This is a genomic window from Paraburkholderia sp. J69-1, from assembly GCF_905220255.1.
Lineage (GTDB): Bacteria > Pseudomonadota > Gammaproteobacteria > Burkholderiales > Burkholderiaceae > Paraburkholderia.
Genome location: NZ_CAJMZG010000025.1, coordinates 105,345 through 127,444, shown reverse-complemented (window position 1 = coordinate 127,444; position 22,100 = coordinate 105,345). Strand labels below are relative to the sequence as shown.

The window sequence follows — 22,100 nt, the reverse complement described above, 5'->3', positions numbered from 1 at the left end:
TAAGAAAGAAGCACCCTTCGGGGTGCTTTTTTCTTTTTGGCCGCAAAATAATCGCTTGTGCCCGAACTCTGAGTCAGCCGTTGATCCGTCCAGTATTTGAACCCGAAAGTCTCCCGATCGAATCGACAGGCGCCGATCTGCCCCAGGTCGCAGCAGGGCGCCTCACGCCCGACGGACTGCGCGCGCGCTTCGAGCAGCGCCTGCCCTGGGACCCGGAGCCGCAGGAATCCCGTCTCACCGATCTGCGCGATCCGCGCGAAGCCGCCGTCCTGGTGCCGCTCGTGGTGCGTTCGTCCGGTCTTTCGGTGCTGCTCACGCAGCGCGCCGACCATCTCAGCAATCACGCCGGCCAGGTGAGCTTTCCCGGCGGCAGCCGCGAACCGTCGGACGCCACGCCCGTCGCCGCCGCGCTGCGCGAGGCGCATGAAGAAATCGATCTCGATCCCGCGCGCGTCGAAGTGCTGGGCGCGCTGCCCGAGTATCTGACCGGCACGGGTTTTCGCGTAACGCCCGTGGTGGGCCTCGTGCACGAACCGTTTTCGCTGGCCGCCGACTCGCTCGAAGTGGCGAGCATCTTCGAAGTGCCGCTGAATTTTCTGATGAACCCGGCGAATCATCAGGTGCGGCTGTTCCGCTGGGAAGGCGGCGAGCGTCGCTTTTTCGCGATGCCGTATCCGCAACAGGGCGAGGGCGCCGGGGCGGTGGGCACGTCGCACTTTATCTGGGGCGCGACCGCCGGCATGCTGCGCAACTTCTATCGCTTTCTGCTCGCCTGAACACACCTGAGCGCACGAGATTTATCCCGCGATATTGCCGATTCTCGCCGCAATCTTACGACGTTGTTGCGTCTTTGCCGCTCGACGCTCTGGCACATCTGGCCCTGTGATATCGTTGCAACAAATTTTCAGAAAGCCCCTGAAACCCCTTTTGCAACCAGACTTGCACGGCGCGTCGCATGACCTTCTTCTCCGTATTGCTGGCTCTCGTCATCGAACAGGTGCGGGCGCTTTCGCCGAATAATCCGGTGATGGCGCTGGTGCGCCTCAATGCGGAATGGGCCGCGCACGGCTTCGACGCCGGCAAGCAGAAACATGGCCTGATCGCCTGGCTGGTGGTCGTGCTGCCCTGGACGGCGGCTACGGCGCTGGTCTACTACGTGCTCTATCACATCAGCTTCGTGCTGGCGTTCCTCTGGAACGTGGTGGTGGTGTACTTCACGCTTGGTTTCCGGCAGTTCAGCCACTATTTCACCGATATCCACCTCGCGCTGAATAACGACGACGTGCCGCGCGCGCGCGAAATCCTCACCGAATGGACTGGCATCGACGCCGTAGACATGCCCGTGAGCGAAATCGTGCGCCACACGCTCATTCATGCCGTGGTGGCCTCGCATCGACACGTGTTCGGCGTGTTCTTCTGGTTCCTCGTGCCGATCGGGCCGGCGGGCGCGGTGCTGTATCGCCTCTCCGAATATCTCGCGCGCGAGTGGGCGCGTCCGGCCGAAGACCGCACCGAGGCGTTTTCGAATTTCGCGCAGCACGTGTTCTTCGTGATCGACTGGATTCCCGCGCGGCTGACGTCGCTGGGTTTTGCCATCGTCGGTAATTTCGAGGATGCGATCTACGCCTGGCGCAATCACGCAAATCAGTGGCCGGATACCAACGAAGGCGTGCTGTTGGCCGCCGGTAGCGGTGCGCTGGGTGCGCGTCTGTCGGGCCCGCTTGCGGAACAATCGAGCGTCGATGCGCTCGCCCAGCCGGGCGACGGCGGCCCGTACACGGTCGGTGACGACTGCACGCCGCGCACGCTGCAATCGGCGGTCGGTCTGGTGTGGCGCGCGGTGATCCTGTGGATGATCCTGCTGCTGATGCTGACGATTGCCGTCTGGGTCTAGACCCCGTCCAGGCGACCCGACATCCGTAAAAAAGCCCGCTCGAAGCGGGCTTTTTTATTCGTCGCGCGGATCGCGCTCGCGTCCGCATTGCCAGCAGACCGTGAACTGCGGCTCCAGCATCTCGCCGCACTGCGGACAGCGCCACGCCGGTGCGCCCGGCGCCGGGCCGCGCGTGGCATCGGCGATCAGCCTGCGGGCGAGCGTTTCGTCGCGATCGTCGACGAGCCAGATCTCCGGCGCGCATTGCTCGGCCGGAATCTCGCCCATCGCGCCGCTCAGGTAGCGGTTATGCAGTTCGCAAGGCACGCCCGCCGTGGCCAGAATGTTCATCCAGTGCTGGGCGATGACCACATTGGGCGCGCGCACGAGCTTGAGCATGAGCGTGGACGAAAGCGCGCGCCTTAGCGCACGACCTGGCTGATTTCGTGCACGAGCTGCGCGTAAAGCGCGTGCCGCACCTCGGCGATGCGGCCGTCCTCGACCGCTTCGAGCACCGCGCAGCCCGGCTCGTGCAGGTGGTGGCAGTTGTAGAAGCGGCAATGCGCGAGCAGCGGCCGGAACTCGGGAAAGGCGCGCTCGAGCGTGCCTTCGGTCAGGTGATAGAGGCCGAATTCCTGGAAGCCCGGCGAATCGATCAGCGCGCCCGCATCGTTGCCGCCCGGCAGCTTGTAGAGCCGCGTGAAGGTGGTCGTGTGGCGGCCGCTGTTGAGCGCAGTGGAAATCTCGCGCGTGGCGGCTTCGGCATCGGGAATCAGCAGATTCACGAGCGTCGATTTACCCATGCCCGACTGGCCGAGCAGGATCGTCTGATGGCCGCCCAGATGCGCCATCAGAATCGCGCGCGCTTCCTCGGGCTGCTTCTTCTCCGACACTTCCAGCACCGTGTAGCCCAGTTCGCGATAGCGTTCGAGGCGCTGGCGCGCGAGCGGCAGCACGGCTTCCAGATCGATCTTGTTGAGCAGGATGATCGGCTTCAGACCGTTGGCTTCGGCGGCGACGAGCGCGCGGCCGAGCAGATCCTCGCTGAAGTGCGGCTCGGTGGCGAGCACGATCAGCAACTGGTCGAGATTGGCCGCGAAGAGCTTCGACTTGTACTGGTCGGAGCGATAGAGCAGATTGCGCCGCTCGCCGATCGCGACGATCACGCCCTGGTCGGCCGAAGTCGACTGATAGTCGACCCGATCGCCCACCGCGACCTCACTTTTCTTGCCGCGCGGGAAGCACTGGAGCGGCACGCCGCCGTCGTCCGGGGCGACCAGGTAGTGACGGCCATGCGCGGCGATCACGACGCCGTGTAGCGTCGCGTTCGTCGTGCTGTTCTGGGCAGGTTGTGCAGCCCCGCCGGCGGCTTTCGATGCGCGCCGGTTCATGCGTGCGCGAGCAGTTTGTCGATCCGCTGCGAAGCCGGCGGATGCGAGTAGTAGAACGCGGTGTAGAGCGGGTCGGGCGTGAGCGTCGACGCGTTGTCCTCGTACAGCTTCACCAGCGCGTTGACGAGCTGCTGCGCGTCGGTCTGCGTGGCGGCGAAGGCATCGGCTTCGAATTCATGCTTGCGCGAGCTCAGGCTGTTCAGCGGCGTGATGAAGAACAGGAACACCGGCACGGCGATAAAGAACAGCACCAGCGCGAGGCCTTCGTTGCCGCCGAGCAGCGACGGACGCACACCCAGCCCTTCGTAGAACCACACGCGCTGCGTGAGCCAGCCGAGCAGACCGAGCAGCACGAGGCTGATCAGAAAGGTCACGACCATGCGCTTGATGACGTGGCGGCGCTTGAAGTGACCGAGTTCGTGCGCGAGCACGGCTTCGATTTCGCTGCCCGACAGGCGCGCGAGCAGCGTGTCGAAGAAGACGATGCGCTTGGCGGCGCCGAAACCCGTGAAATAGGCGTTGCCGTGCGCCGAGCGGCGGCTGCCGTCCATCACGAACAGGCCCTTGGCCGCGAAGCCGCAGCGCTGCATCAGCGCTTCGATGCGCGAGCGCAGCGCTTCATCCTTGAGCGGCTCGAACTTGTTGAAGAGCGGCGCGATGAAGGTGGGGTAGAGCACCAGCACGAGCATCTGGAACACGACCCAGACCGCCCACGTCCACAGCCACCACAGGCTGCCGGCCTGCTTCATGAGCCAGAGCACGACGAACAGCAGCGGAATACCGAAAGCCGCGCCGATCACCAGACCCTTGATGCGGTCCATGAAGAAGATGCCCTTCGTCATGCGATTGAAGCCGAAACGCTCCTCGACCACGAACTGGCGGTAGTAATCGAGCGGCAGATCGATCAGCCCGCTGATGGCGAGCACCGCGCCGATCAGCGCGATCTGGCCGACGTAACCGCGCCCGAGCAGATCGGAGAGGCCCAGATCGAGCGCCTGAATGCCGCCCAGCAGCGTGAGCGCGATCAGCACGACCGCCGACAGCACGATCTCGACCATGCCGAGGCGCGTGCGCGCGACGGTGTAGTCGGCGGCGCGCTGGTGCGCCGTGAGCGCAATGGTGGCGGAGAACTGTGCGGGCACCGCATGACGGTGGGCCGCGACGAAGCGGGTCTGGCGCGAGGCCAGCCAGAGCTTGGTGGCGACCATCGCCAGTACGGCGGCGATGAAAAGCGCGCTGAAGGCCAGCGCTGGGGACATCGATGGGGACAAAGTAGGCATCCGGGAAGTCCGTGGTATCTATGCGACAATTATATGTTCTTGGCGGCCCGGCCATCGCATCCTGCAGAGGTCGCACGATGACACCGGAGCCCGCACGCGGCGCGCGCCGCTTTCCTACCGTTTCAGGCGAATTCCATGACAGATATCACTTCCGCTGACCCGTCGGGCCAGGCGACTCCGGCGATGGAGCGCACCGACATGAACCTGATCTGGCTCGACATGGAAATGACGGGTCTCGACCCCGATAACGACCGCATCATCGAAATCGCCGTGGTGGTGACCAACTCCACGCTCGACAAGATGATCGAAGGCCCGGTGCTGGCGATCCATCAGTCCGAAGCCGTGCTCGACCGCATGGACGAGTGGAACCGTAACACGCACGGCCGTTCGGGCCTGACCGAGCGCGTGCGCGCTTCGACCGTTACCGAAGAAAGCGCCACCGAGCAGATCATGGCGTTCCTCTCGCAGTACGTGCCGCCGGGCAAGTCGCCGATGTGCGGCAACTCGATCTGCCAGGACCGCCGCTTCATGGCGCGCTGGATGCCCACGCTGGAACGCTTCTTCCACTACCGCAATCTGGACGTGAGCACGCTCAAGGAACTGTGCCGCCGCTGGCAGCCCGCGATCTACAAGGGTTTCCAGAAGCGCGCGATGCACACGGCGCTGGCCGACATCCACGAGTCGATCGACGAACTCAAGTACTACCGCGAGCATTTCCTGATTCCGTCGGCGCCGTTGGGCGATGCGGCAGCACCGGCTGCGGGCGGCGACGCGAAGTAAGCGTTCAGCGGCTGTCGATAGAGAAAACGGCGCCCTCGGGCGCCGTTTTGCCTTGGCGGCCTGGCGGATCAGGACTGCGGCTGACGCTGCGCGTTCTTCGGCCGGAATGCCGCCACGATGGCCGGATCGGTTTCGATATACGGCCCGCCGATCAGGTCGATGCAGTAAGGCACGGCCGCGAAAATGCCGGGCACCTTCGCGCGGCCGGCTTCGTCGCGCAGACCTTCGAGCGTTTCCTTGATCGACTTCGGCTGGCCGGGCAGGTTGATGATGAGGGCGGCGTGATCGTCGGTTTCGCGGATCACGGCCACCTGACGCGACAGAATTGCCGTCGGCACGAAATTCAGGCTGATCTGGCGCATCTGCTCGCCGAAACCGGGCATTTCCTTCGTCGCCACGGCGAGCGTCGCTTCGGGCGTGACGTCGCGGCGCGCGGGGCCGGTGCCGCCCGTGGTCAGCACGAGATCGCAGCCCAGACCGTCGACCAGCGCCGTGAGCGTGGCCGAAATCGTGGCTGCGTCGTCGTGGATCAGGCGCGTTTCGGCGCGCCACGGCGATTTGAGCGCCGCGCCCAGCCATTCCATCAGCGACGGAATTCCCTTGTCCTCGTAGACCCCGCTGGTCGCGCGGTCGCTGACCGACACGAGGCCGATCACGAGTTCGTCAGGATGGCTGCGCTCAGGCTTCGTCATCTTCGCGGTCCTCGCCGGCGGCGTCATCGGCGTCTTCGTCGCCCACGCTGCTGACGTCCTTGATCCACTGGAACAGTTCGCGGAACGACTTCGGCGGCTTCGATTGCTGCTGCTCGCGGCGCGCGTTGCGGATCAGCGTGCGGGCTTCCTGCGGGTCGGCGGCCGGATAGTCGCGGATGAAGAGCGTGAGCGCTTCGTCGTCGGCCAGCAGCTTGTCGCGCGTGCGCTCGATCCAGTGCAGGCGCGCCGTGGCGGCCTTGTTCACGCCGCGGTAGGCGTCCATGGCGGTGCGCAGGGTGGTGACTTCGTCTTCCGTCAGGCCGCGCATCATGCGGCCCACGTACTGGAGCTGGCGGCGTTTGCCTTCGTGGTCGGAGATGCGGCGCGCCTCGTGGACGGCGTCCGAGAGGTCTTCCGTCATCGGCATGCGCTTGAGCGCGTCCTTGGGAAGCTCGACGAGCGCCACGCCCAGTTGCTGCAGGGCTTCCATCTCGCGCTTGAGCTGCGATTTGCTCGGGCGATCGTAACCGTTGTCGTCGACTTCGACGACAGCGTCGTTCATAGGTTGAATGCGGGTTTTGCGTTTCATGACGCATATTGTAGCGTGCGCGCGCGAGCCGATCGGGCTGGATGGATGTGGAGCGCTTTAAGTGCCGGGCAGGCTGTGGTCGATGGCGCTGTGATGCACGCAGCGCCTGCGTCATGCGGCAGCGCCGCATGCTTGCCCTCGGTGCGCGCGCGCAGTCCTTGCTATGATCGCAAAACGCGCCAGAAGCAGCATGCAGCGAAGGCGCACCTGCGCGCGGTTTGCAGCACGCGCGCGACGCATCACGCGACACCTCCGACACACGACAAGCGGGCCGCACCGGCCCAAAACCGGACCGTAACGACAATGGCAGCAGACATCGAAGCCCGGCAGCGTTTTTTTCCGCACACCCAGGACGAACTGAAGGAGATCGCGTCGGACATCCTCCGCCACGCGAAGGCGCTCGGCGCGAGCGACGCCGCGACCGAACTCTCCGAAGGAGACGGTCTTTCGGTGTCCGTGCGGCGCGGTGAAGTCGAAACCATCGAGCACAATCGCGACAAGATGGTCGGCGTCACCGTCTATATCGGCAACAAGCGCGGCAACGCGAGCACCTCGGACTTTTCCGCGCAGGCGCTCAAGGACACCGTGGCGGCCGCCTACAACATCGCGCGTTTCACCGCCGACGACGATTGCGCCGGCCTCGCCGAGCGCGAGCTGCTGGAAACCACGCCGCGCGACCTCGACCTCTACCATCCGTGGAGCGTCACGGCCGACGAAGCCGTCGAGATCGCCCGCCGCGCCGAAGACGCCGCATTCGCGACCGATCGCCGCGTGACCAACTCCGAAGGCGCGAGCGTTTCGGCGCAGCATTCGCAGTTCGTGCTGGCCACGTCCAGCGGCTTCATGCAGGGCTATCCGTACTCGCGTCATTACATCGCCTGCGCGCCCATCGCGGGCAGCGGGCGCAGCATGCAGCGCGACGACTGGTACACCTCGCGGCGCAGCGCGGGCGAACTGGCTTCGCCCGAAGCCGTGGGTCGCTACGCCGCAGAACGTGCGCTGTCGCGCCTGAACGCGCGCGGGCTGGATACGCGCAAGGTGCCGGTGCTGTTCGAAGCGCCGCTGGCGGCAGGGTTGCTCGGCGCGTTCGTGCAGGCCACGAGCGGCGGCGCGCTGTATCGCAAGACCTCGTTCCTCGTCGATAGCCTGGGCAAGCCGGTGTTCGCGCCGCATATCCAGATCGTCGAAGATCCGCATGTGCCGCGCGCCGCCGGCAGCGCGCCGTTCGACGAAGAAGGCGTGCGCACGCAACGCCGCGAAGTCGTCAAGGACGGCGTGGTGCAGGGTTACTTCCTGTCGTCGTACTCGGCGCGCAAGCTCGGCATGCAGACGACCGGCAACGCCGGCGGCTCGCACAACCTGCAACTGCAAAGCTCGCTGACGAACCCGGAAGACGACTTCGAAGCGATGCTCAAGAAGCTCGGCACCGGTCTGCTGCTGACCGAGCTGATGGGGCAGGGCGTGAACTTCGTGACGGGCGATTATTCGCGCGGCGCGTCGGGCTTCTGGGTGGAGAACGGCAAGATCCAGTATCCGGTCGAGGAAATCACGGTGGCGTCGACGCTGCAGGAGATGTTCCGCCATATCGTCGCGGTGGGCGCGGATACGCTGGCGCGTGGCACGCGTCAGACCGGTTCGGTGCTGATCGAGCGCATGACGGTGGCCGGGCAGTAAGCGGCTTGCGTGGGCGCTTCGCGCGCCCTGCAGATGTGAAAACGGCACGCCTGGGCGTGCCGTTTTGTTTGGGGGGCAGAGGGCGTCAAGCCGTACCGATCAGCACTTCGGCGGGAATGTGCAGTCCCGCGTGCAAACGGCGGATCATGGCGAGGCTCAGCGCGCGCTTGCCCGCGAGCACTTCATAAACCCGATTCGCGTTGCCGATATACGGCTGCATATCCGGGACAGAAAGCCCTTGTTGTTCCATGCGGAATTTGATGGCCTCGATAGGATCGGGGCTGGCGAGCGGAAAGTGTTCCGCTTCATAGCGCTCGACCAGAATCGACAGGATCTCCAGTTCGTCGCCTTCGGGCGTGCCGGGCGCGGGGTCGGCGTCGACGAGTCCGGACACGATCGCCAGTGCGGCTTCGTAATCCTGCTCGGTGTGCAGCGGACGAATTTCCATACCCATTACTCCAGTTCCACGTTTGCCGCGTCGATCCTGTCGTACTCGGCATGTGTTCCAACGAATTTGATATAGACGACGCCGATCCGGTAAGCGACCGCGACGATCAATCGAAAAGCGTTGCCCTTGATGTTGAACACCACGCGATTCTTGCCGACAAAGCTCGCCGACGCGTACTGCGCCTTGATGTCCTGCGGCGTGCGCCAGGTTGCCTGGCTGGCTTCCGCGTACCACGCGAGCAGCGACTGTTCTGCTTGTGCGTGGTTTCTGATGAATTCCAGCAGGGTTTTCCTGGCTACGATGCGCATGGCGTGGATATTAGTCCCATTTTGGGACTAAGTAAACCGGAGGCTGACTGGTAATGGCGGTCGCGCCGATTCTGGCGATGTTCCAGCTCAATCCCGCCGCTCGTAAGTCACGAACGCGAAATCGAAATCGTTGGGCGCGTTCGCGTGCAGTGTTTCGCGCGCCGTTTCGCGCCAGTGCGCCGCGTCCGGTGCCGGGAAGTGGGCATCGCCTTCGAAGTCGGCGGCGATTTCCGTGACGATCAGCTTGTGCGCGAGCGTGATGCCTTCGGCGTAAAGCTGCGCGCCGCCGATCAGAAACGCTTCGGGCGCCTGGTCTTCGCCCGCGAGCGCGAGCGCCGCTTCGAGGCTCGTGACCGTGTCGCAGCCGGGGAAGCGCTTGCCGGCGTCGCGCGTGACGACGATGTTGCGCCGTCCGGGCAGCGCGCGGCCGATCGATTCGTGGGTCTTGCGGCCCATCACGATGGGCGCGCCCATGGTGGTGCGCTTGAAGAAAGCAAGGTCTTCGGGCAGCCGCCAGGGCAGCTCGTTGTCGCGGCCGATCACGCCGTTTTGGGCGCGAGCGACGATCAGGGTGAGCGTCGTCATCGAGTGTGTCGGAGAGTCGAAGTGCGATGGAATTGAAAGGTCGATCCCATCGATTCTACCCGACGGCGCTTTGAATCCCGTTCATGGCCCTGGAAGGGCGCGAAGGCATGCAGGCACAAACGCGCGCCGCCGCAAGCCGAAGCCGGCCCGCAGCGGCGCGTACTGCGCGGATCCGTTACTCCGCAGGCTCGCCCGGTTCCGCCGGAAGCCCGGCGTGGGTTTCAACCTGACCATCGGCCTGACAATCTGCCTGGTTTTCCGCCTCGCCGCCGAAGATCGACTTCTCGTCGCGCAGCCCGTGCGTACCCATCAGCCGATACAGCGTCACGCGCGACACGCCGAGATCGGCGGCCGCTTCCGTCAGGCGATGGCGATGGCGCAGCAGCGCCGCCTCGATCGCGCGCTTTTCCGCCGATTCGCGCGCCTGCGCCAGCGTGACCGTCTGCTGCTCGGCGAACTGGCCAAGGTCGAGATCGTCGGCGGAAATCAGCTTGCTTTCGGCCATCACGATCGCGCGGCGCACGCGGTTGATCATCTCGCGCACATTGCCCGGCCAGTTGTAGTTGTACATGGCCTCGATGGCATCGGGCGTGAAGCCGCGGATCTTGCGCGCGCCGTCCATCTTGAACTTGTGCAGCACGTGATGCGCCAGGATTTCGATGTCCTTGCCGCGCGCGCGCAGCGGCGGCTCGTCCACGCGCAGCACGCACAGACGATGGAACAGGTCGGCGCGGAAACGTCCGTCGCGCATCGCCGATTCGAGATCCACGTGCGTAGCCGAAATGATGCGCACGTCGACGGGAATCTGTTCGTGGCCGCCGAGCCGTTCGATCTTGCCTTCCTGCAGGAAGCGCAGCAGGCTGGCCTGGCTTTCCAGCGGCAGATCGCCGATTTCGTCGAGGAACAGCGTGCCGCCGTTCGCGGCTTCGACCCGGCCGATCTTGCGCTGGTTCGCGCCCGTGAACGCGCCGCGTTCGTAGCCGAATAGTTCGGATTGCAGAAGATGGTGCGGGATCGCGCCGCAGTTGATCGGCACGAACGGCGCCTTGCGGCGCGGCGAACGTTCGTGGATCGCCAGTGCGGTGAGTTCCTTGCCGGTGCCGGATTCGCCCGAGATGAACACGGTTGCGTCCGTGTTCGCCACCTTGCGGATGGTGCGAAAGAGCTGCTGCATCGCTTCGCAGGTGCCCACCATCTCGTCTTCGTCCTGATTCGCGCTGGCCGGCACTTCGTCGAGGTCGCAGAGCGTGACCATGCCGAAGGCGTGGCCCACGAGATAGTCGAGCGTGGCGGGCGCGACCGGCAGATTCACGTAGTCGAAGCAGTAGTGGCGGATCATGCGGCGCACTTCGGGATCGGTCAGGCGCTGCGCGTCGGTGAGCGCGATCCAGCCCACCTGTTGCAGGCGCAGCACGGCTTCGAGCCCGGCCAGATCGCGCGGCGCGAAGCCGGTCAGATCGACGATGCCGGCGCAGGTCGGCTCCTGCTTCACGAGCCGCGTGGCTTCGTGCGCGCTCTTGGCCGTGGCGACTTCCCAGCCGCGGCTTTTCAGATACGCGCCAAGCTGCGTGTCCGGCGTGCGGGCGACGTACAGAAGCATGCGGTCGATGTCGGCGATCGGGCGGCCATCGCCGGCGCGGCCGGTGGCGCGCTGCGTGGGCGAGGCGGTGTCCGCATCGGCGGTCTTCGTCGTTTTCGCTACGTTCGTGATATTCGCCACGCCCGGTGCATCGCTGCCGCGCGCCGTCGTGGACGCTGCGTTGGCTGCCGCCGTGTCGACTGCCGCCGTGTCGACTGCCGCAGCATCGGCTGCCGCAGCTTCGGCTGCCGCGGCGCTCGCTGCTGCACTGGCAGCCGCAGCATCGGCCGCAGCCGCGACGGCTGCCGCAGCTTCCTCCGCCGTGAAAGCGGCTCGTGGGGACTGCCCGACCACGGCGAGCCGCTGGCTCGCCCCGGCGAACGACGTCACATTGGCGCTCAGATGTGAGGATTCGCGCACGATTGACCTCGTATTCATCAGAAGGTGTAGGGGAACCGCACGCCGACCACGAAATTCGGCGCATCGGGCGTGAGGCCCACCGATACGGCGCCGTTGATCGTCAGGTGCTTGTTCACCACATGATTGAGCCCGAAGTTGAGCACCGAGGCCGTCGTCTCGCTGCCCGGCACGCCGGTCCAGCTGCCGCCCGGCGACTTGGTCTTCGACTGCGGTTCGATCGCCATCGTGTAGGAGATGCTGGCCGAATCCTTGTCGGAGAAGGCGAGTGCGACGCCGCCGCCGAACTGGATGATGTCGCCGAGCTTCACGTCGGCCGGCTGCGTCTGCCCGATCACCGAGGAGATGTCCGAGAACGAGCGCGAAATGTTGTACGTGTACGAGAGGCTGCCGAACAGCACGACCGGGTCATAGGTCTTCAGCACCGAGACGCCGGCCGTCACGTTCCAGAAACCCGTGCCGGTGGGCAGCTTGGTCGGCGCGACGAGGTTGGTGTTGTCCTGCGAGATCTGCTGCACCTTGATGCCGAACGGCGAGGTGCCGGTCGGCGTTTTCACGCGCAGGCTGCCGACCACGTCGGGCATATTGTTGGTTTCCTTCAGGAACTGGTAGTAGATCCCGAAGTTCACGTCGCCGATGGCGTTCGAGTTGACCGACGAATCGGACAGCGAACTGGCCGAGCCGCCCGCGCCGCCCACGATGAAGCTGCTGTGGCGGTAGACGTAGGGCACGTCGACGTCGATGCTCATGCGGTCGGTCAGGCCGTACCGCGTGTCCAGATCGGCCATGATCTGGTGCGACTTGGTCTCGCCCAGATTGATGTTGCCGAGGAAAATCGCGTCCAGCGCGAGGAAGCCCGAAAGCTGCAGCTGGCGCCGGTCGTAGTAGGTATCGCTGATACCCCAGTCGAGCGTGAGCTTGTGGTCGAAGAGCGGAGCGTGTTCGCGCTGCACGACGGCCTGTTCGGCCTGGGTGCGCTCGGGCTCGGCGTTCTTCTGGGTTTCGCCCACGGTCGGATTGTTCGGATTCACGCCCACCGGCGCGCCTTGTTGCGGGCCGCTGGTGGCCGAGGTGCCGGTTGCGCTGCTGGTCGCGCCTGCGTCAGGCGAGGGCGGGTTCACCGGCACGCCCGTGGCGGTGCCCGTGAGCGAGCCGGGCGCGTTGGCGCCGGGCAAGGCCTGTGCGAGCGGCGGCAGCGGTACGGGCAAACCGTCCGCGCCCGGCTGCTCGGCGACGCTCGTGCCGGAGGACGCATCGGGCGCACCGGCGCCCGGCATGCCGCGACCGCGCTGCGACATTTCCAGGTTCGTCACCTGGCGTTCGAGAGACTGGATCTGGCGTTGCTGCTCGTCGACCACACGCATGAGCGTGTTGAGCCGGTCTTCGAGCGACTGGCCTTGCAGTGCCTGCGCGTGAGCGTTCTGCGCAAGCGTGAAAACCAGCACGGCTACAGGAATGGCGGCCAGCCGCATTTGCGGCACTGCCGTCTTGAATATCGTGTTCATTTTTTCTTCCCCCGGATCGAAATCGCCCGCCTGCCGGAACCCCCTGGTCCCGCGCCCGCGCACGTCGATGCACCTCCTCGATACGTCACGCAGGGCCTCGGCCTGCGTGTACTGGTCTCCTTCTTAGGTCTCCTCTGGGTTTTCTCGCGCCGCCCATGGCGGTGGGCGGCGCTCAAGGGTTAATCGGTTGTCAGCGGGTATTGCGCAGAGCCTGTAATACGCCGGCCTGCCGGATCATTTGCGCGCTCATCTGCTGCGTCTGCAGACTCAGTTGCAATTGATTGGCGACCTGCTGGTTATTGCCCGCGACCTGGAGCAGCTGGGCGATCGAGCCCGCCTGCGCCATGTTGCTCGGCATGATGTTTTGCGTGGCGATGCCCGCAGGGGTTTGCAACGTGACGGTGACCCCGTTGCCACCGAAGGCGATCCCGGCCTTGATGGTGCCGCTGGCGTTCGATGCTGCTGCGCTCGACGCATTCGAGCCGCCGGCGATCACGGCGGCGCCACCCGTACTGCTGGTGTAATCGATGGTCGCGGCGTTGGAGCCGACGTTGTTGTTGCCGGCCACCTGGGTGATCTGCGAGACGCCGTTGACTGCCACGTTCTGTCCGCCCGAGGCCGACGTGTTCGGTGTTGCGCCACTGTTGGCCGCCGTGGTGCCGCCTGCGACCGGGTCGGTGACCCTGGCGCTGGTCTGCACGCTGGCGCTGAGCTGGTTGGCGGTGTTCTGCACGACGGTAAGCGCGCCCTGGGCGGTGGCGGTGGCGCCGTTGGGCAGTTGCCATTGCGAAATGACGTTCAGGACCATGCCCGAAATCATGTCGTTGCCGGCGTATTTGCCGGTTTGATGAGCGAGCACGTCATCGTCGACGGCTTCGCAGTGCACGGGATGGGCATCGGCGCTGTCGGCGCCGAGGAAAGCGGGTACTGCAGGCAAAACGGGCAGCGTGGCAGCAAGGCTCTCTGCGGCGCACGCACCGTTCGAATAAGCGCAGGCGAGCGCGCAGATACCTGCAGCGATGCCAGTCTGTGAGAGGTTGCGATTCATGACTCTTGTGTACTTCAGAACATGACGGCCTTATCGAGGCCGTATTCAAAGAAGGGAGTCGGTGCCGCGCCGTTGAGCAGGGCGTTCTCGCGCAGCTTCAATGCGAGCGACTCGTTGTTCTGCAACAGCGGAGAGTCCTCCAGGAACGGTTTGCCGAGCACCGCGAAGACGAGTCCGTTCCATGTCTTCGCGAAATCGTCTTCAGCGACGATGCGGTTACCGAGCGCCGGGTCCGCAATGAAGATGCGGCCGTTCTCGGCGTGCTTGACGATCACGAAATGCTCGTAGCCATCGATATTCATCAGCACGAGCACGGGAATCTGCAGGTGATACAGGGCATCGGTATTGACGCGGAAGCCGCGCCCGCGCAGGCCGATCGTTTCGACGAACTTCTTCATGTCGAGCATGGAGAAGCCGTTCTTCACGACCACCTCGGGCGTGGAGTACACCATCATGCGGCGAATCAGTTCCGGTTCCGGGATGTCGATGCCATAGCCGTACTTGAGCAGCGTGGCGAGCGCGGCGGCGCCGCAGCTGTAGTCGTACTGCTGGTTGACGATGCTGCTGTAGCGGATATCGCGCATCGAACGCAACGGCAACTTGATCGGCACGCCGACCAGGTGGGTTGCATCGATCATCGATTGCGCATGGACAGGCACGAAAGCCGCGGTGGCGAAGAGCGCCAGCGCGACAGCACACATCCTTGACGCCGGGGACGATTCCGACCCGGACATGGTGGTCTCCTGCTTCTGGTTTATGCACCGGCCGCGTGTGGCGGCGACCGGTGCATCTGGGTACAGCCCTGTTTTGCGACTACTTCCGGACTGCTTAGTGGCCGTTGCTGATTGCGGCGATGGCCATGCCGTTGTGCTGCAGGTTGCCGATACCGCCGGCGATGTTCACACCGATGTTGCCGCTTGCGCCGGCGAGTGCACCTGCGCCCAGCGTTGCCGTGCCCTGGAACTGACCCGTAGCCGACATCGCTGCGTCCTGCACGTTGTTGTCGGTGGCGACCATGGCCGTCGTCTTGGCGGTGCCAGCGTTGCTCGACGTCGTGACCGAGCCGGCGAGGCTGTTGTTCTGCGCGTTGCCGATACCCGATGCGACGTTCACGCCCACGTTGCCCGAAACGCTGGCGAGCGAGCCATCACCCACCGACGCATTCAGGTTGAAGTTTTTCACGTTGGCGGAGCCGCCCGAAGCCTGATTGTTGAAGATCTGAGCGTTGCCGAACACATTGCCGACATCGACCGACGCGAGGGCAACGTTGTTGCTCTGTGCGTTGTTGATACCTTCGGCGATGTTCACGCCCAGATTGCCCGTCACGCCCGTTGCTGCATCGCTGCCCGTGGTGGCGTTCAGCGTGCCGGCGACTTGCGTGTTGTAGTGCTGCGTGACCGAACCGGTCGTCGTTTCGTTTACCGTGGTCAGCGAGTCGCTCACGCTATAGCCCCAGGACTTGCTTTCCTGCGTGGCCTTCGCATACGAGTGAGCCTGAGCGCTTTGGCTCGAGCTCGATTCGCCATACGAATGGTTGTACGTCTTGCTCGAATTGCTCGACTTCGAGCTCGTGCCGTTCTCGTAGGCCGAGACGGCTGCGCTGCCCGTGCCGTCGGCATAGGCGGTGTTCGCGTTTTGCGAGGTGTGGCTCGAGCTCTTGTTGTCCTGCGACGTCCACGCGATACCTGCGCTGGTCGAATCGGTGTTGTTGTGCGAGTTCGTCTTCGTATGCGACGTAGCTTCGTTGCCGGCGACAGCGATGCCTGCCGTGCCGTTAGCCAGGTTGCCGCTGCTGTTCGTCGTCACTTGCACGGCTGCGCTGCCGTTGCCGCTCTGCGACTTCGTCGACGTGTTGTTGCCCGTGCTGCTGTACGTCGTGGCAACCGCTGCGTCGCCCGTGTTGCTGGACGCGCTGGTCTTCGACGAGCTGTGAGCGCTGCCGCTGTCGGTGGCAACGTGATAGTCAGCTGCGATGCCGGCGTTGTAGGTCTTCGAGAAGGCCTTGTTGCTGGCCGACGTCGTCGACGTCGACGAAGCGACGTTGTGCGTCTTCGACTGCGAGCTCGACGATGCCGACTGTTCAGCCGTCGCATACGACGAGTTCTTGTAGGTCGAGTTCGTGCCGGTGCCGTTCACGCTCCACGTGTTGTTGTCATACGTGGTCGTCACGTTGCCGGTGACATAGCTCTGTGCCTGGGGAATGAGCTTGCCGCCGCTCGTGGTCTGCGTGTTGTTGATGACGGCGCCGGCCGTGCTCGAGACGCTGACGCATCCGAACAGGCTGACCCAACCTTCAATGCCGACTTGCTCGCCAACTGCCGTGTAGTTGAACAGGTAGGCCGTCTTCGGGGCTGCAAAAGCGGAACTGGCTGCCGTTGCGAGGACTGCCGCTGCGATGAGGGTGCGCTTCATGTTTCGCTCCGATACTTGAGTGGTCAGTTAGAAAAGAGTGCCCGCCGGGGGACGGAGCACAAAACTGTTCGCCGTTGCATTACCGGCACCGGCCGTCTGGTTCACCTGCACGAGGCCCGTTGCATTCCTGAAGGCCGCACCATCGATGCGCACCTCACGAATGCCGCCTGCCTGGCCTGCCTGGCTTCCCTTGTTGCCGTTCTGAGCGGTGACCGCGGACAGCTCGCCGTCCGAGAGCATCGCCACTCCGAGCGCCCCAGTGCCGATCTGCGCACTGTTGCGTTGGATATTGCCCACGCCTGCCGCCTGATTCACCATCATGGCGCCGGACGTGTTGGAGAAAGCGCCCGATCCGATCAGCGCGGTGGCATTGGCCAGCCGTGCGCGGGTCGAGGTGCTTTGATCATCCAGATTCACATTGGCGACCGAGCTGCCATTGGTGATGGTCAACTGGTTGCCTTGAGCGTTGTCGAGCCCAGCCGCTTCGTTCACCGTCAGCGCGCCCGTCGTCGAGACCGCGGCATTCGGTGCGATCACAGCGATGGCGCCGACCGTGACCTGCGCCTGCGCGACCGTTGCGCACGCAACGGATGCGAGAGCGAGCGCAAGCGCGGACAGAAGGTTGGGACGACGAATCATTTCACTCCTCCAATGGAGCCCAGTGCGCTGGTGAGCGGCGCCAATGCGCCGGTGACCGTGCTGGAAATCGTGTTGCCGATGCCACCCATCGCCGTCGCGCTGCCGCCCGCGCCGAGTGCGCTGTTCGAGCCGCCTGCCGGGTTGCCCACGAGGATCCGGTTGATGGCCTGCACGCCGGCTGCTTCGCCAGCCATCGCGCCAGTCGTGTTCACGCCGGAGTTGCCGCGTGCGTTGGTCAAATCTGTATCGTTGACGAGCGTGGCCATGGCCGGATCGAACGAATTCTTCGGGAACGTCGTGGCCCGCACGAGTACCGGGTCCTGACTCTTCGGTACATTGGCGAACGCGCTACGCGGGGTGATGTCGCGCTCGACGATGATGTCGCCGGGGTTCACCACCTGCTGCGCGCTGACACCTGCTGCGAGCGCCGCCGCGCACGCGCCGCTCAGGACGGCTGCGATCCGCGCGGAACGCCGGCGCGAGCCTGGCGTCGTAAAGCGAACGGTCATGTCGGTCTCCGTCTTGCCCCTCGGGGCGGCGACTCGGGTTCGCCGCTCCCGCACCACGCCGCGTACGGCGTGGGTCCTGTATCTGGATTACTGCGTCTGGTCGACTGCGCTAATCTGTTTCATCTGCCGCTTTTGTTTCTGCTGCTGCTTTTACTTTCTCGTGTAGCTGGCGATGTTGCCTTGCGCCGCCTGGCCGCTATCGACCGGAATCGGCAGTGGCGCGGGTGGGGCGATTTCGTCCCAGAGCGTCACGTTGTTGCCGCCGCGCATCAGCTGCGGGGTCGCGGCCACCATCAACATGCCGACCGCGCCGCCGCGCTGGCGCGAGAGCGTCTGGTCGTCGATCGAACCGACACCGGCAACCGCCTGGTCGTCGCCGGCCGGCACCGGATCGGCGGCCAGCGGCGCGGCGCTCAGCGAACTGGCCGACGCTGCTGCGCCGGACGTGTTCGTGTCGGTTGCATCGCTGACAGCCACGGCAGCCGTCGTTACAGGAACGACATCGGCATTCACGCTTGCGACCACCAGCGGGGCGCCGGCCGCATCGCTTGCGGTCTGGGCGTACACCGACGGCGCAACAGTGAAGAGCGCAGCGGGAATCAGCACGGCCGCGAGGGCGGTGGTGTGGCTGACTGCGCTGAGCTTGACGTTCGAAGGGATGAGTCGCATGGCGTGTCTCCTGGTGCGACTCATTTAGCGAAACGTGTGCCATGTCCCGCAAAACGTTGATACGACGGGGGTCCCGTTATTTTCAGCGGATTTTGAATAGCGGATTTTCGAGAAAATGTTTCAGCGCTGAAACGTTGGACTCTTTTAACCCCTGGAAATGATTCAGGAGTTTCAACGGAGAACGTTTGCGCGATTTTTTTGTTACGTAATGCCGTTACGTAATGTCTGTTGCAAGCCTTTGTTGCCCGCGCGCCCGGAATTGATACGTTCGTAATCTTTTTCTTCTTATGATTCAGGGCAAACCTCTAATGGAAACCTTTCCATTGAGCCCTAATCCATTCACGCCGCATATTTCCTATCCAATTCCTGGGCGCATATAGTAAGCTTCAGAAAAAAGCGTAAAGCCGATAAGAAAAAGCCCAGTTCATGGGCAGATTGTTGACATACACACGTCGCAGCTCGGGGATTCACTGTCAGCAAATGCTTCTGTGTCGTCTGGTCCAAAGGTGCCGGGCGCAGGGTGCGTTTGCTGCGTGTCTGTACATCAGGAGCGTGCCGTCATTCCGCAACGATGTGTTGGCAAGAGGATCTGAATAATGGAATCCGCAACGCGGCAGTTGGTTTACGTGACGCGCAGTCCCAACGAAGCGCTGAACGAGCGGTTCCACGAGCGCGGCTGGCAGGTGGAGATCGTCGGCAATGCCCGGGACGCCCGGCGCGCATTGCGCGCGGGCACGCCTGCAGGCGGCCTGCTCGATCTGTCGAGCCAGTTTCATCTGCATGAGATCGGCGCGTTCGAGCCGTGTCTGACGTTGCCGAACGTGGGCTGGGTCGCCGCGACCACCACGGGCCAGTTGCAGGACGCCAATCTGCGCCGTCTGGTGCGCGATTACTGTTTCGATTACGTAACGGTGCCGTGGAGCGGCGAGCGCATCGTCGATTCCGTCGGCCACGCCTACGGCATGGTCTCGCTGGTCGAAGCCGCCTCGAACGACACCACGGGCGGCGCCGAGGGCGAAATGGTGGGCTCGTGCGAGGCGATGCTCGCCTTGTTCCGCTCGATCCGCAAGGTGGCGATGACCGACGCCCCGGTGTTTATCTCGGGCGAATCCGGCACCGGCAAGGAACTAACGGCAGTGGCCATTCACGAGCGCTCGTCGCGCCGTAACGCGCCTTTCGTGCCGATCAACTGCGGCGCGATTCCGCCGCATCTGCTGCAATCCGAACTGTTCGGCTACGAGCGCGGCGCCTTCACGGGCGCGAGCCAGCGCAAGATCGGCCGGGTCGAAGCGGCCAACGGCGGCACGCTGTTCCTCGACGAAATCGGCGATCTGCCGATGGAAAGCCAGGCCAGCCTGCTGCGCTTCCTGCAGGAAGGCAAGATCGAACGCCTCGGCGGCCATCAGTCGATGCCGGTGGATGTGCGGATTATCTCGGCGACCCACGTCGATATGCGCGCGGCCATGGTGGAAGGGCGTTTCCGGCAGGATTTGTATCACCGCCTGTGCGTGCTGCAGATCGACGAGCCGCCGCTGCGCGCGCGCGGCAAGGACATCGAGCTGCTCGCCCGCCACATGCTCGAACGTTTCAAGAAGGACGGCGCGCGCCGCCTGCGCGGCTTTTCGCCGGACGCCATCGCGGCGCTGCATAACTACAGCTGGCCCGGCAACGTGCGCGAGCTGATCAACCGCGTGCGCCGCGCCATCGTCATGTCGGAAGGGCGCGCGATCACGGCGCGCGATCTGGAACTGGGCGATTACGTCGAAGTCGTGCCGGTGTCGCTCGCGCAGGCGCGCGAAGCGGCGGAGCGTCAGGCGATCGAACTGGCCTTGCTGCGTCATCGCGGCCGGCTGGGCGACGCGGCGCAGGAACTCGGCATTTCGCGGGTGACCTTGTACCGGCTGCTGTGCGCGCACGGCATGCGGCATATGGAAAGCGATCCGCTTGCGCCGCATCCGGGCGGACTGGTTTCGGGGGGCGGAGCCTGACGGGCTTCGCAGGTGGGGACCAACGACAGCCGTGCAGCTCCCGATCGCTGCCGGCCGTCTGGGCGTGATCAGGACGTGCGGCATCGAGACGTTTTTGAAGCGCTGACGAAGAGCCTGAAATGGCCATGAGGGTGTCAGGGGTGCAAGCGGGCTTGCGCGGGGGCGCAGACTCGTGCGGATGGCGGCCCGCACAGGCGGGCCGCCACGTCCGCCAGATTGTCTTCCTTCCCATTCTTCCTTTTCCCAAATCGCGATAACGGCGTTGCGCTGGGTCTCGCCCAATAGTCTTGTTATTTTCTTCGCGATTTTTCACGCCTTTAAAATCGGCGACTTTGCGATGTTGCGTGTCGCGCAAATAGTTTTTCCAGCGATTATCAAAGGCAATTGCCAAGGCAGTTATCGGCATTAATTGCCGTTTCGTATGAAGCAAGGCAGGGCGCAAAAATCGCTTGCGCAAAAGGCGTTCCTATACGAATACGTGTTCCTCCCAGGATTGAAGTATTTGGGCTGAATGTTCTGCAGCGCCGAACGCGTGCGAAATTTAAATGGTCTGCAAATGGTTTTACCGGTTTTGCCGCCGCCGCAGCAAAGCGCGCGTGCAGACGGCGGGATTGCGGCGAAATGGCCCCCGATCAGCGAACGCCCGCTTGCTATAGAATCTCGCTTTTGAATCCGCACGGGGCGCGGGCGCCCCCGTTCAGGAACTCCGCATGAAACAGTATCTCGAGCTTGTCCGCTCGATTCTCGACACCGGCAGCTGGCAGGAAAACCGCACCGGCATCCGCACGATCAGCATGCCGGGCGCCATGCTGCGCTTCGACCTCCAGCAGGGCTTTCCGGCTGTCACGACCAAGAAGCTGGCGTTCAAGTCGGCCGTGGGCGAGTTGATCGGCTTCATGCGCGCTTCGCGCAGCGCCGCCGATTTCCGTGCGCTCGGCTGCAAGGTCTGGGACGCCAACGCGAACGACAACGCCCAGTGGCTCGCCAACCCCTACCGTCAGGGCACCGACGATCTCGGCGATGTCTACGGCGTGCAATGGCGCCAGTGGCCGGCCTACAAGGTGCTCGACGCGGGCGCGAGCGCGCAGATCGCCGATGCCGAATCGCGCGGCTATGCGCGCGTGACGGAATTCAGCGAAGACGGTCAGCCCAAAGTGCTGCTTTACAAGGCGATCGACCAGCTGCGTCAGTGCCTGGACACCATCATGAACAACCCGGCGGATCGTCGGATTCTGTTTCATGCGTGGAACCCGGCCGTGCTCGAAGAGATCGCGCTGCCTGCCTGCCACCTGCTGTATCAGTTCCTGCCGAACCCGGCGAAGCGCGAAATTTCGCTGTGCCTGTACATCCGCAGCAACGATGTGGGTCTCGGCACGCCGTTCAATCTGACCGAAGGCGCGGTGCTGCTGAGCCTGGTCGGGCGGCTGACGGGCTATACGCCGCGCTGGTTCACGTATTTCATCGGCGACGCGCACATTTACGAGAATCAGCTCGACATGCTCAACGAGCAGTTGCGCCGCGAGCCCTTCGAAAGCCCGCGTCTGGAAATTTCCGGGCGCGTGCCCGATTACGCGAAGACGGGCGTGTACGAGCCGGAATGGCTGGAGAAGGTCGAGCCTTCGGACTTCTCGCTGGCCGGTTATCGGCATCACGAGCATTTGACGGCGCCGATGGCGGTGTAACGTTTTTGTTGCGTCAGATGGAAAAAGCCCGC

Annotated in this window: 22 protein-coding genes; 6 read left to right on the top strand and 16 right to left on the bottom strand. The window is 64.2% G+C overall.

Features of this window, described 5'->3' with window-relative positions; all coding sequences use genetic code 11:
- The first annotated feature begins 80 nt into the window (after positions 1–80).
- Together U5A67_RS34180 and U5A67_RS34175 are read left to right on the top strand one after the other, a co-directional pair.
- The gene (locus U5A67_RS34180; protein ID WP_321817778.1) at positions 81–776 is read left to right on the top strand and encodes a CoA pyrophosphatase; all 696 of its coding nucleotides are present in this window, start codon (positions 81–83) and stop codon (positions 774–776) included.
- A gap of 179 nt (positions 777–955) precedes the next feature.
- On the top strand, positions 956–1,894 hold the full coding sequence (locus tag U5A67_RS34175; protein ID WP_205984249.1) for a CobD/CbiB family protein: 939 nt from the start codon (positions 956–958) through the stop codon (positions 1,892–1,894).
- A 54-nt stretch (positions 1,895–1,948) separates the two neighbouring features.
- On the opposite strand, the gene U5A67_RS34170 is transcribed toward U5A67_RS34175, so the two are convergent.
- Genes U5A67_RS34170 through U5A67_RS34160 form a run of 3 tightly spaced genes read right to left on the bottom strand, consistent with a single transcriptional unit; the run spans position 1,949 to position 4,523 of the window.
- A complete protein-coding gene (locus U5A67_RS34170) occupies positions 1,949–2,272 on the bottom strand; it encodes a DUF2007 domain-containing protein (protein ID WP_205984248.1) in 324 nt (107 codons plus the stop codon).
- 23 nt (positions 2,273–2,295) lie between these two features.
- A complete protein-coding gene (gene rsgA, locus U5A67_RS34165) occupies positions 2,296–3,264 on the bottom strand; it encodes a ribosome small subunit-dependent GTPase A (protein WP_415767995.1) in 969 nt (322 codons plus the stop codon).
- The gene (locus U5A67_RS34160; protein WP_321817791.1) at positions 3,261–4,523 is read right to left on the bottom strand and encodes a M48 family metallopeptidase; all 1,263 of its coding nucleotides are present in this window, start codon (positions 4,521–4,523) and stop codon (positions 3,261–3,263) included. Before U5A67_RS34160 ends, rsgA begins: the two co-directional genes overlap by 4 nt.
- Before the next feature lie 156 nt (positions 4,524–4,679).
- Here U5A67_RS34160 and orn point away from each other — a divergent pair, with 156 nt between their 5' ends.
- A complete protein-coding gene (gene orn / locus U5A67_RS34155; RefSeq protein WP_321817777.1) occupies positions 4,680–5,324 on the top strand; it encodes an oligoribonuclease in 645 nt (214 codons plus the stop codon).
- Between the two features lie 68 nt (positions 5,325–5,392).
- Here the strand turns inward: orn and mog are convergent, their stop codons facing one another.
- Both mog and yjgA read right to left on the bottom strand, forming a co-directional pair.
- A complete protein-coding gene (gene mog / locus U5A67_RS34150; protein ID WP_321817776.1) occupies positions 5,393–6,016 on the bottom strand; it encodes a molybdopterin adenylyltransferase in 624 nt (207 codons plus the stop codon).
- On the bottom strand, positions 6,003–6,605 hold the full coding sequence (gene yjgA / locus U5A67_RS34145) for a ribosome biogenesis factor YjgA (RefSeq protein ID WP_205984244.1): 603 nt from the start codon (positions 6,603–6,605) through the stop codon (positions 6,003–6,005). Before yjgA ends, mog begins: the two co-directional genes overlap by 14 nt.
- A 303-nt stretch (positions 6,606–6,908) precedes the next feature.
- On the opposite strand from yjgA, the gene pmbA reads away from it, so the two are divergent.
- The gene (gene pmbA, locus U5A67_RS34140) at positions 6,909–8,279 is read left to right on the top strand and encodes a metalloprotease PmbA (RefSeq protein WP_205984243.1); all 1,371 of its coding nucleotides are present in this window, start codon (positions 6,909–6,911) and stop codon (positions 8,277–8,279) included.
- An 85-nt stretch (positions 8,280–8,364) separates the two neighbouring features.
- On the opposite strand, the gene U5A67_RS34135 is transcribed toward pmbA, so the two are convergent.
- The 11 genes from U5A67_RS34135 to U5A67_RS34085 all read right to left on the bottom strand — a co-directional run bounded on the left by U5A67_RS34135 (position 8,365) and on the right by U5A67_RS34085 (position 18,398).
- Positions 8,365–8,727, bottom strand: a complete 363-nt coding sequence (locus U5A67_RS34135) for a helix-turn-helix domain-containing protein (RefSeq protein ID WP_205984242.1) — start codon at positions 8,725–8,727, stop codon at positions 8,365–8,367.
- Positions 8,728–8,732: 5 nt separating this feature from the next.
- Entirely contained in the window at positions 8,733–9,035 is a 303-nt protein-coding gene (locus U5A67_RS34130) for a type II toxin-antitoxin system HigB family toxin (protein WP_321817775.1), read from the bottom strand.
- A gap of 87 nt (positions 9,036–9,122) precedes the next feature.
- Positions 9,123–9,620, bottom strand: coding sequence for a dihydrofolate reductase (locus U5A67_RS34125; protein WP_205984240.1), 498 nt, complete (start codon positions 9,618–9,620; stop codon positions 9,123–9,125).
- A gap of 175 nt (positions 9,621–9,795) precedes the next feature.
- Complete coding sequence (locus U5A67_RS34120) at positions 9,796–11,220, bottom strand: sigma-54 dependent transcriptional regulator (RefSeq protein WP_321817790.1); 1,425 nt, start codon at positions 11,218–11,220, stop codon at positions 9,796–9,798.
- Between the two features lie 416 nt (positions 11,221–11,636).
- Positions 11,637–13,121 (bottom strand): hypothetical protein, encoded by a 1,485-nt coding sequence (locus tag U5A67_RS34115; protein WP_321817774.1) that lies wholly within the window; start codon positions 13,119–13,121, stop codon positions 11,637–11,639.
- A 190-nt stretch (positions 13,122–13,311) separates the two neighbouring features.
- Entirely contained in the window at positions 13,312–14,169 is an 858-nt protein-coding gene (locus tag U5A67_RS34110; protein WP_321817773.1) for a peptidase C39, read from the bottom strand.
- 14 nt (positions 14,170–14,183) lie between these two features.
- Positions 14,184–14,870 carry a C39 family peptidase gene (locus U5A67_RS34105; RefSeq protein WP_241023617.1) on the bottom strand — a complete coding sequence of 229 codons (687 nt, stop codon included), beginning with the start codon at positions 14,868–14,870 and terminating at the stop codon, positions 14,184–14,186.
- Between the two features lie 127 nt (positions 14,871–14,997).
- Positions 14,998–16,581, bottom strand: a complete 1,584-nt coding sequence (locus U5A67_RS34100) for a beta strand repeat-containing protein (protein WP_205984237.1) — start codon at positions 16,579–16,581, stop codon at positions 14,998–15,000.
- A gap of 27 nt (positions 16,582–16,608) precedes the next feature.
- Entirely contained in the window at positions 16,609–17,220 is a 612-nt protein-coding gene (locus U5A67_RS34095; RefSeq protein WP_205984236.1) for a hypothetical protein, read from the bottom strand.
- The gene (locus tag U5A67_RS34090; RefSeq protein ID WP_205984235.1) at positions 17,217–17,729 is read right to left on the bottom strand and encodes a hypothetical protein; all 513 of its coding nucleotides are present in this window, start codon (positions 17,727–17,729) and stop codon (positions 17,217–17,219) included. Before U5A67_RS34090 ends, U5A67_RS34095 begins: the two co-directional genes overlap by 4 nt.
- A gap of 150 nt (positions 17,730–17,879) precedes the next feature.
- Positions 17,880–18,398: a hypothetical protein gene (locus U5A67_RS34085; RefSeq protein ID WP_241023598.1), complete on the bottom strand. Its 519-nt coding sequence runs from the start codon at positions 18,396–18,398 to the stop codon at positions 17,880–17,882.
- Positions 18,399–18,994: 596 nt separating this feature from the next.
- Here U5A67_RS34085 and U5A67_RS34080 point away from each other — a divergent pair.
- Positions 18,995–20,386, top strand: coding sequence for a sigma-54 dependent transcriptional regulator (locus U5A67_RS34080; RefSeq protein WP_205984234.1), 1,392 nt, complete (start codon positions 18,995–18,997; stop codon positions 20,384–20,386).
- A gap of 710 nt (positions 20,387–21,096) precedes the next feature.
- The gene (locus tag U5A67_RS34075) at positions 21,097–22,068 is read left to right on the top strand and encodes a thymidylate synthase (protein WP_205984233.1); all 972 of its coding nucleotides are present in this window, start codon (positions 21,097–21,099) and stop codon (positions 22,066–22,068) included.
- The last annotated feature ends 32 nt before the right edge of the window (positions 22,069–22,100 follow it).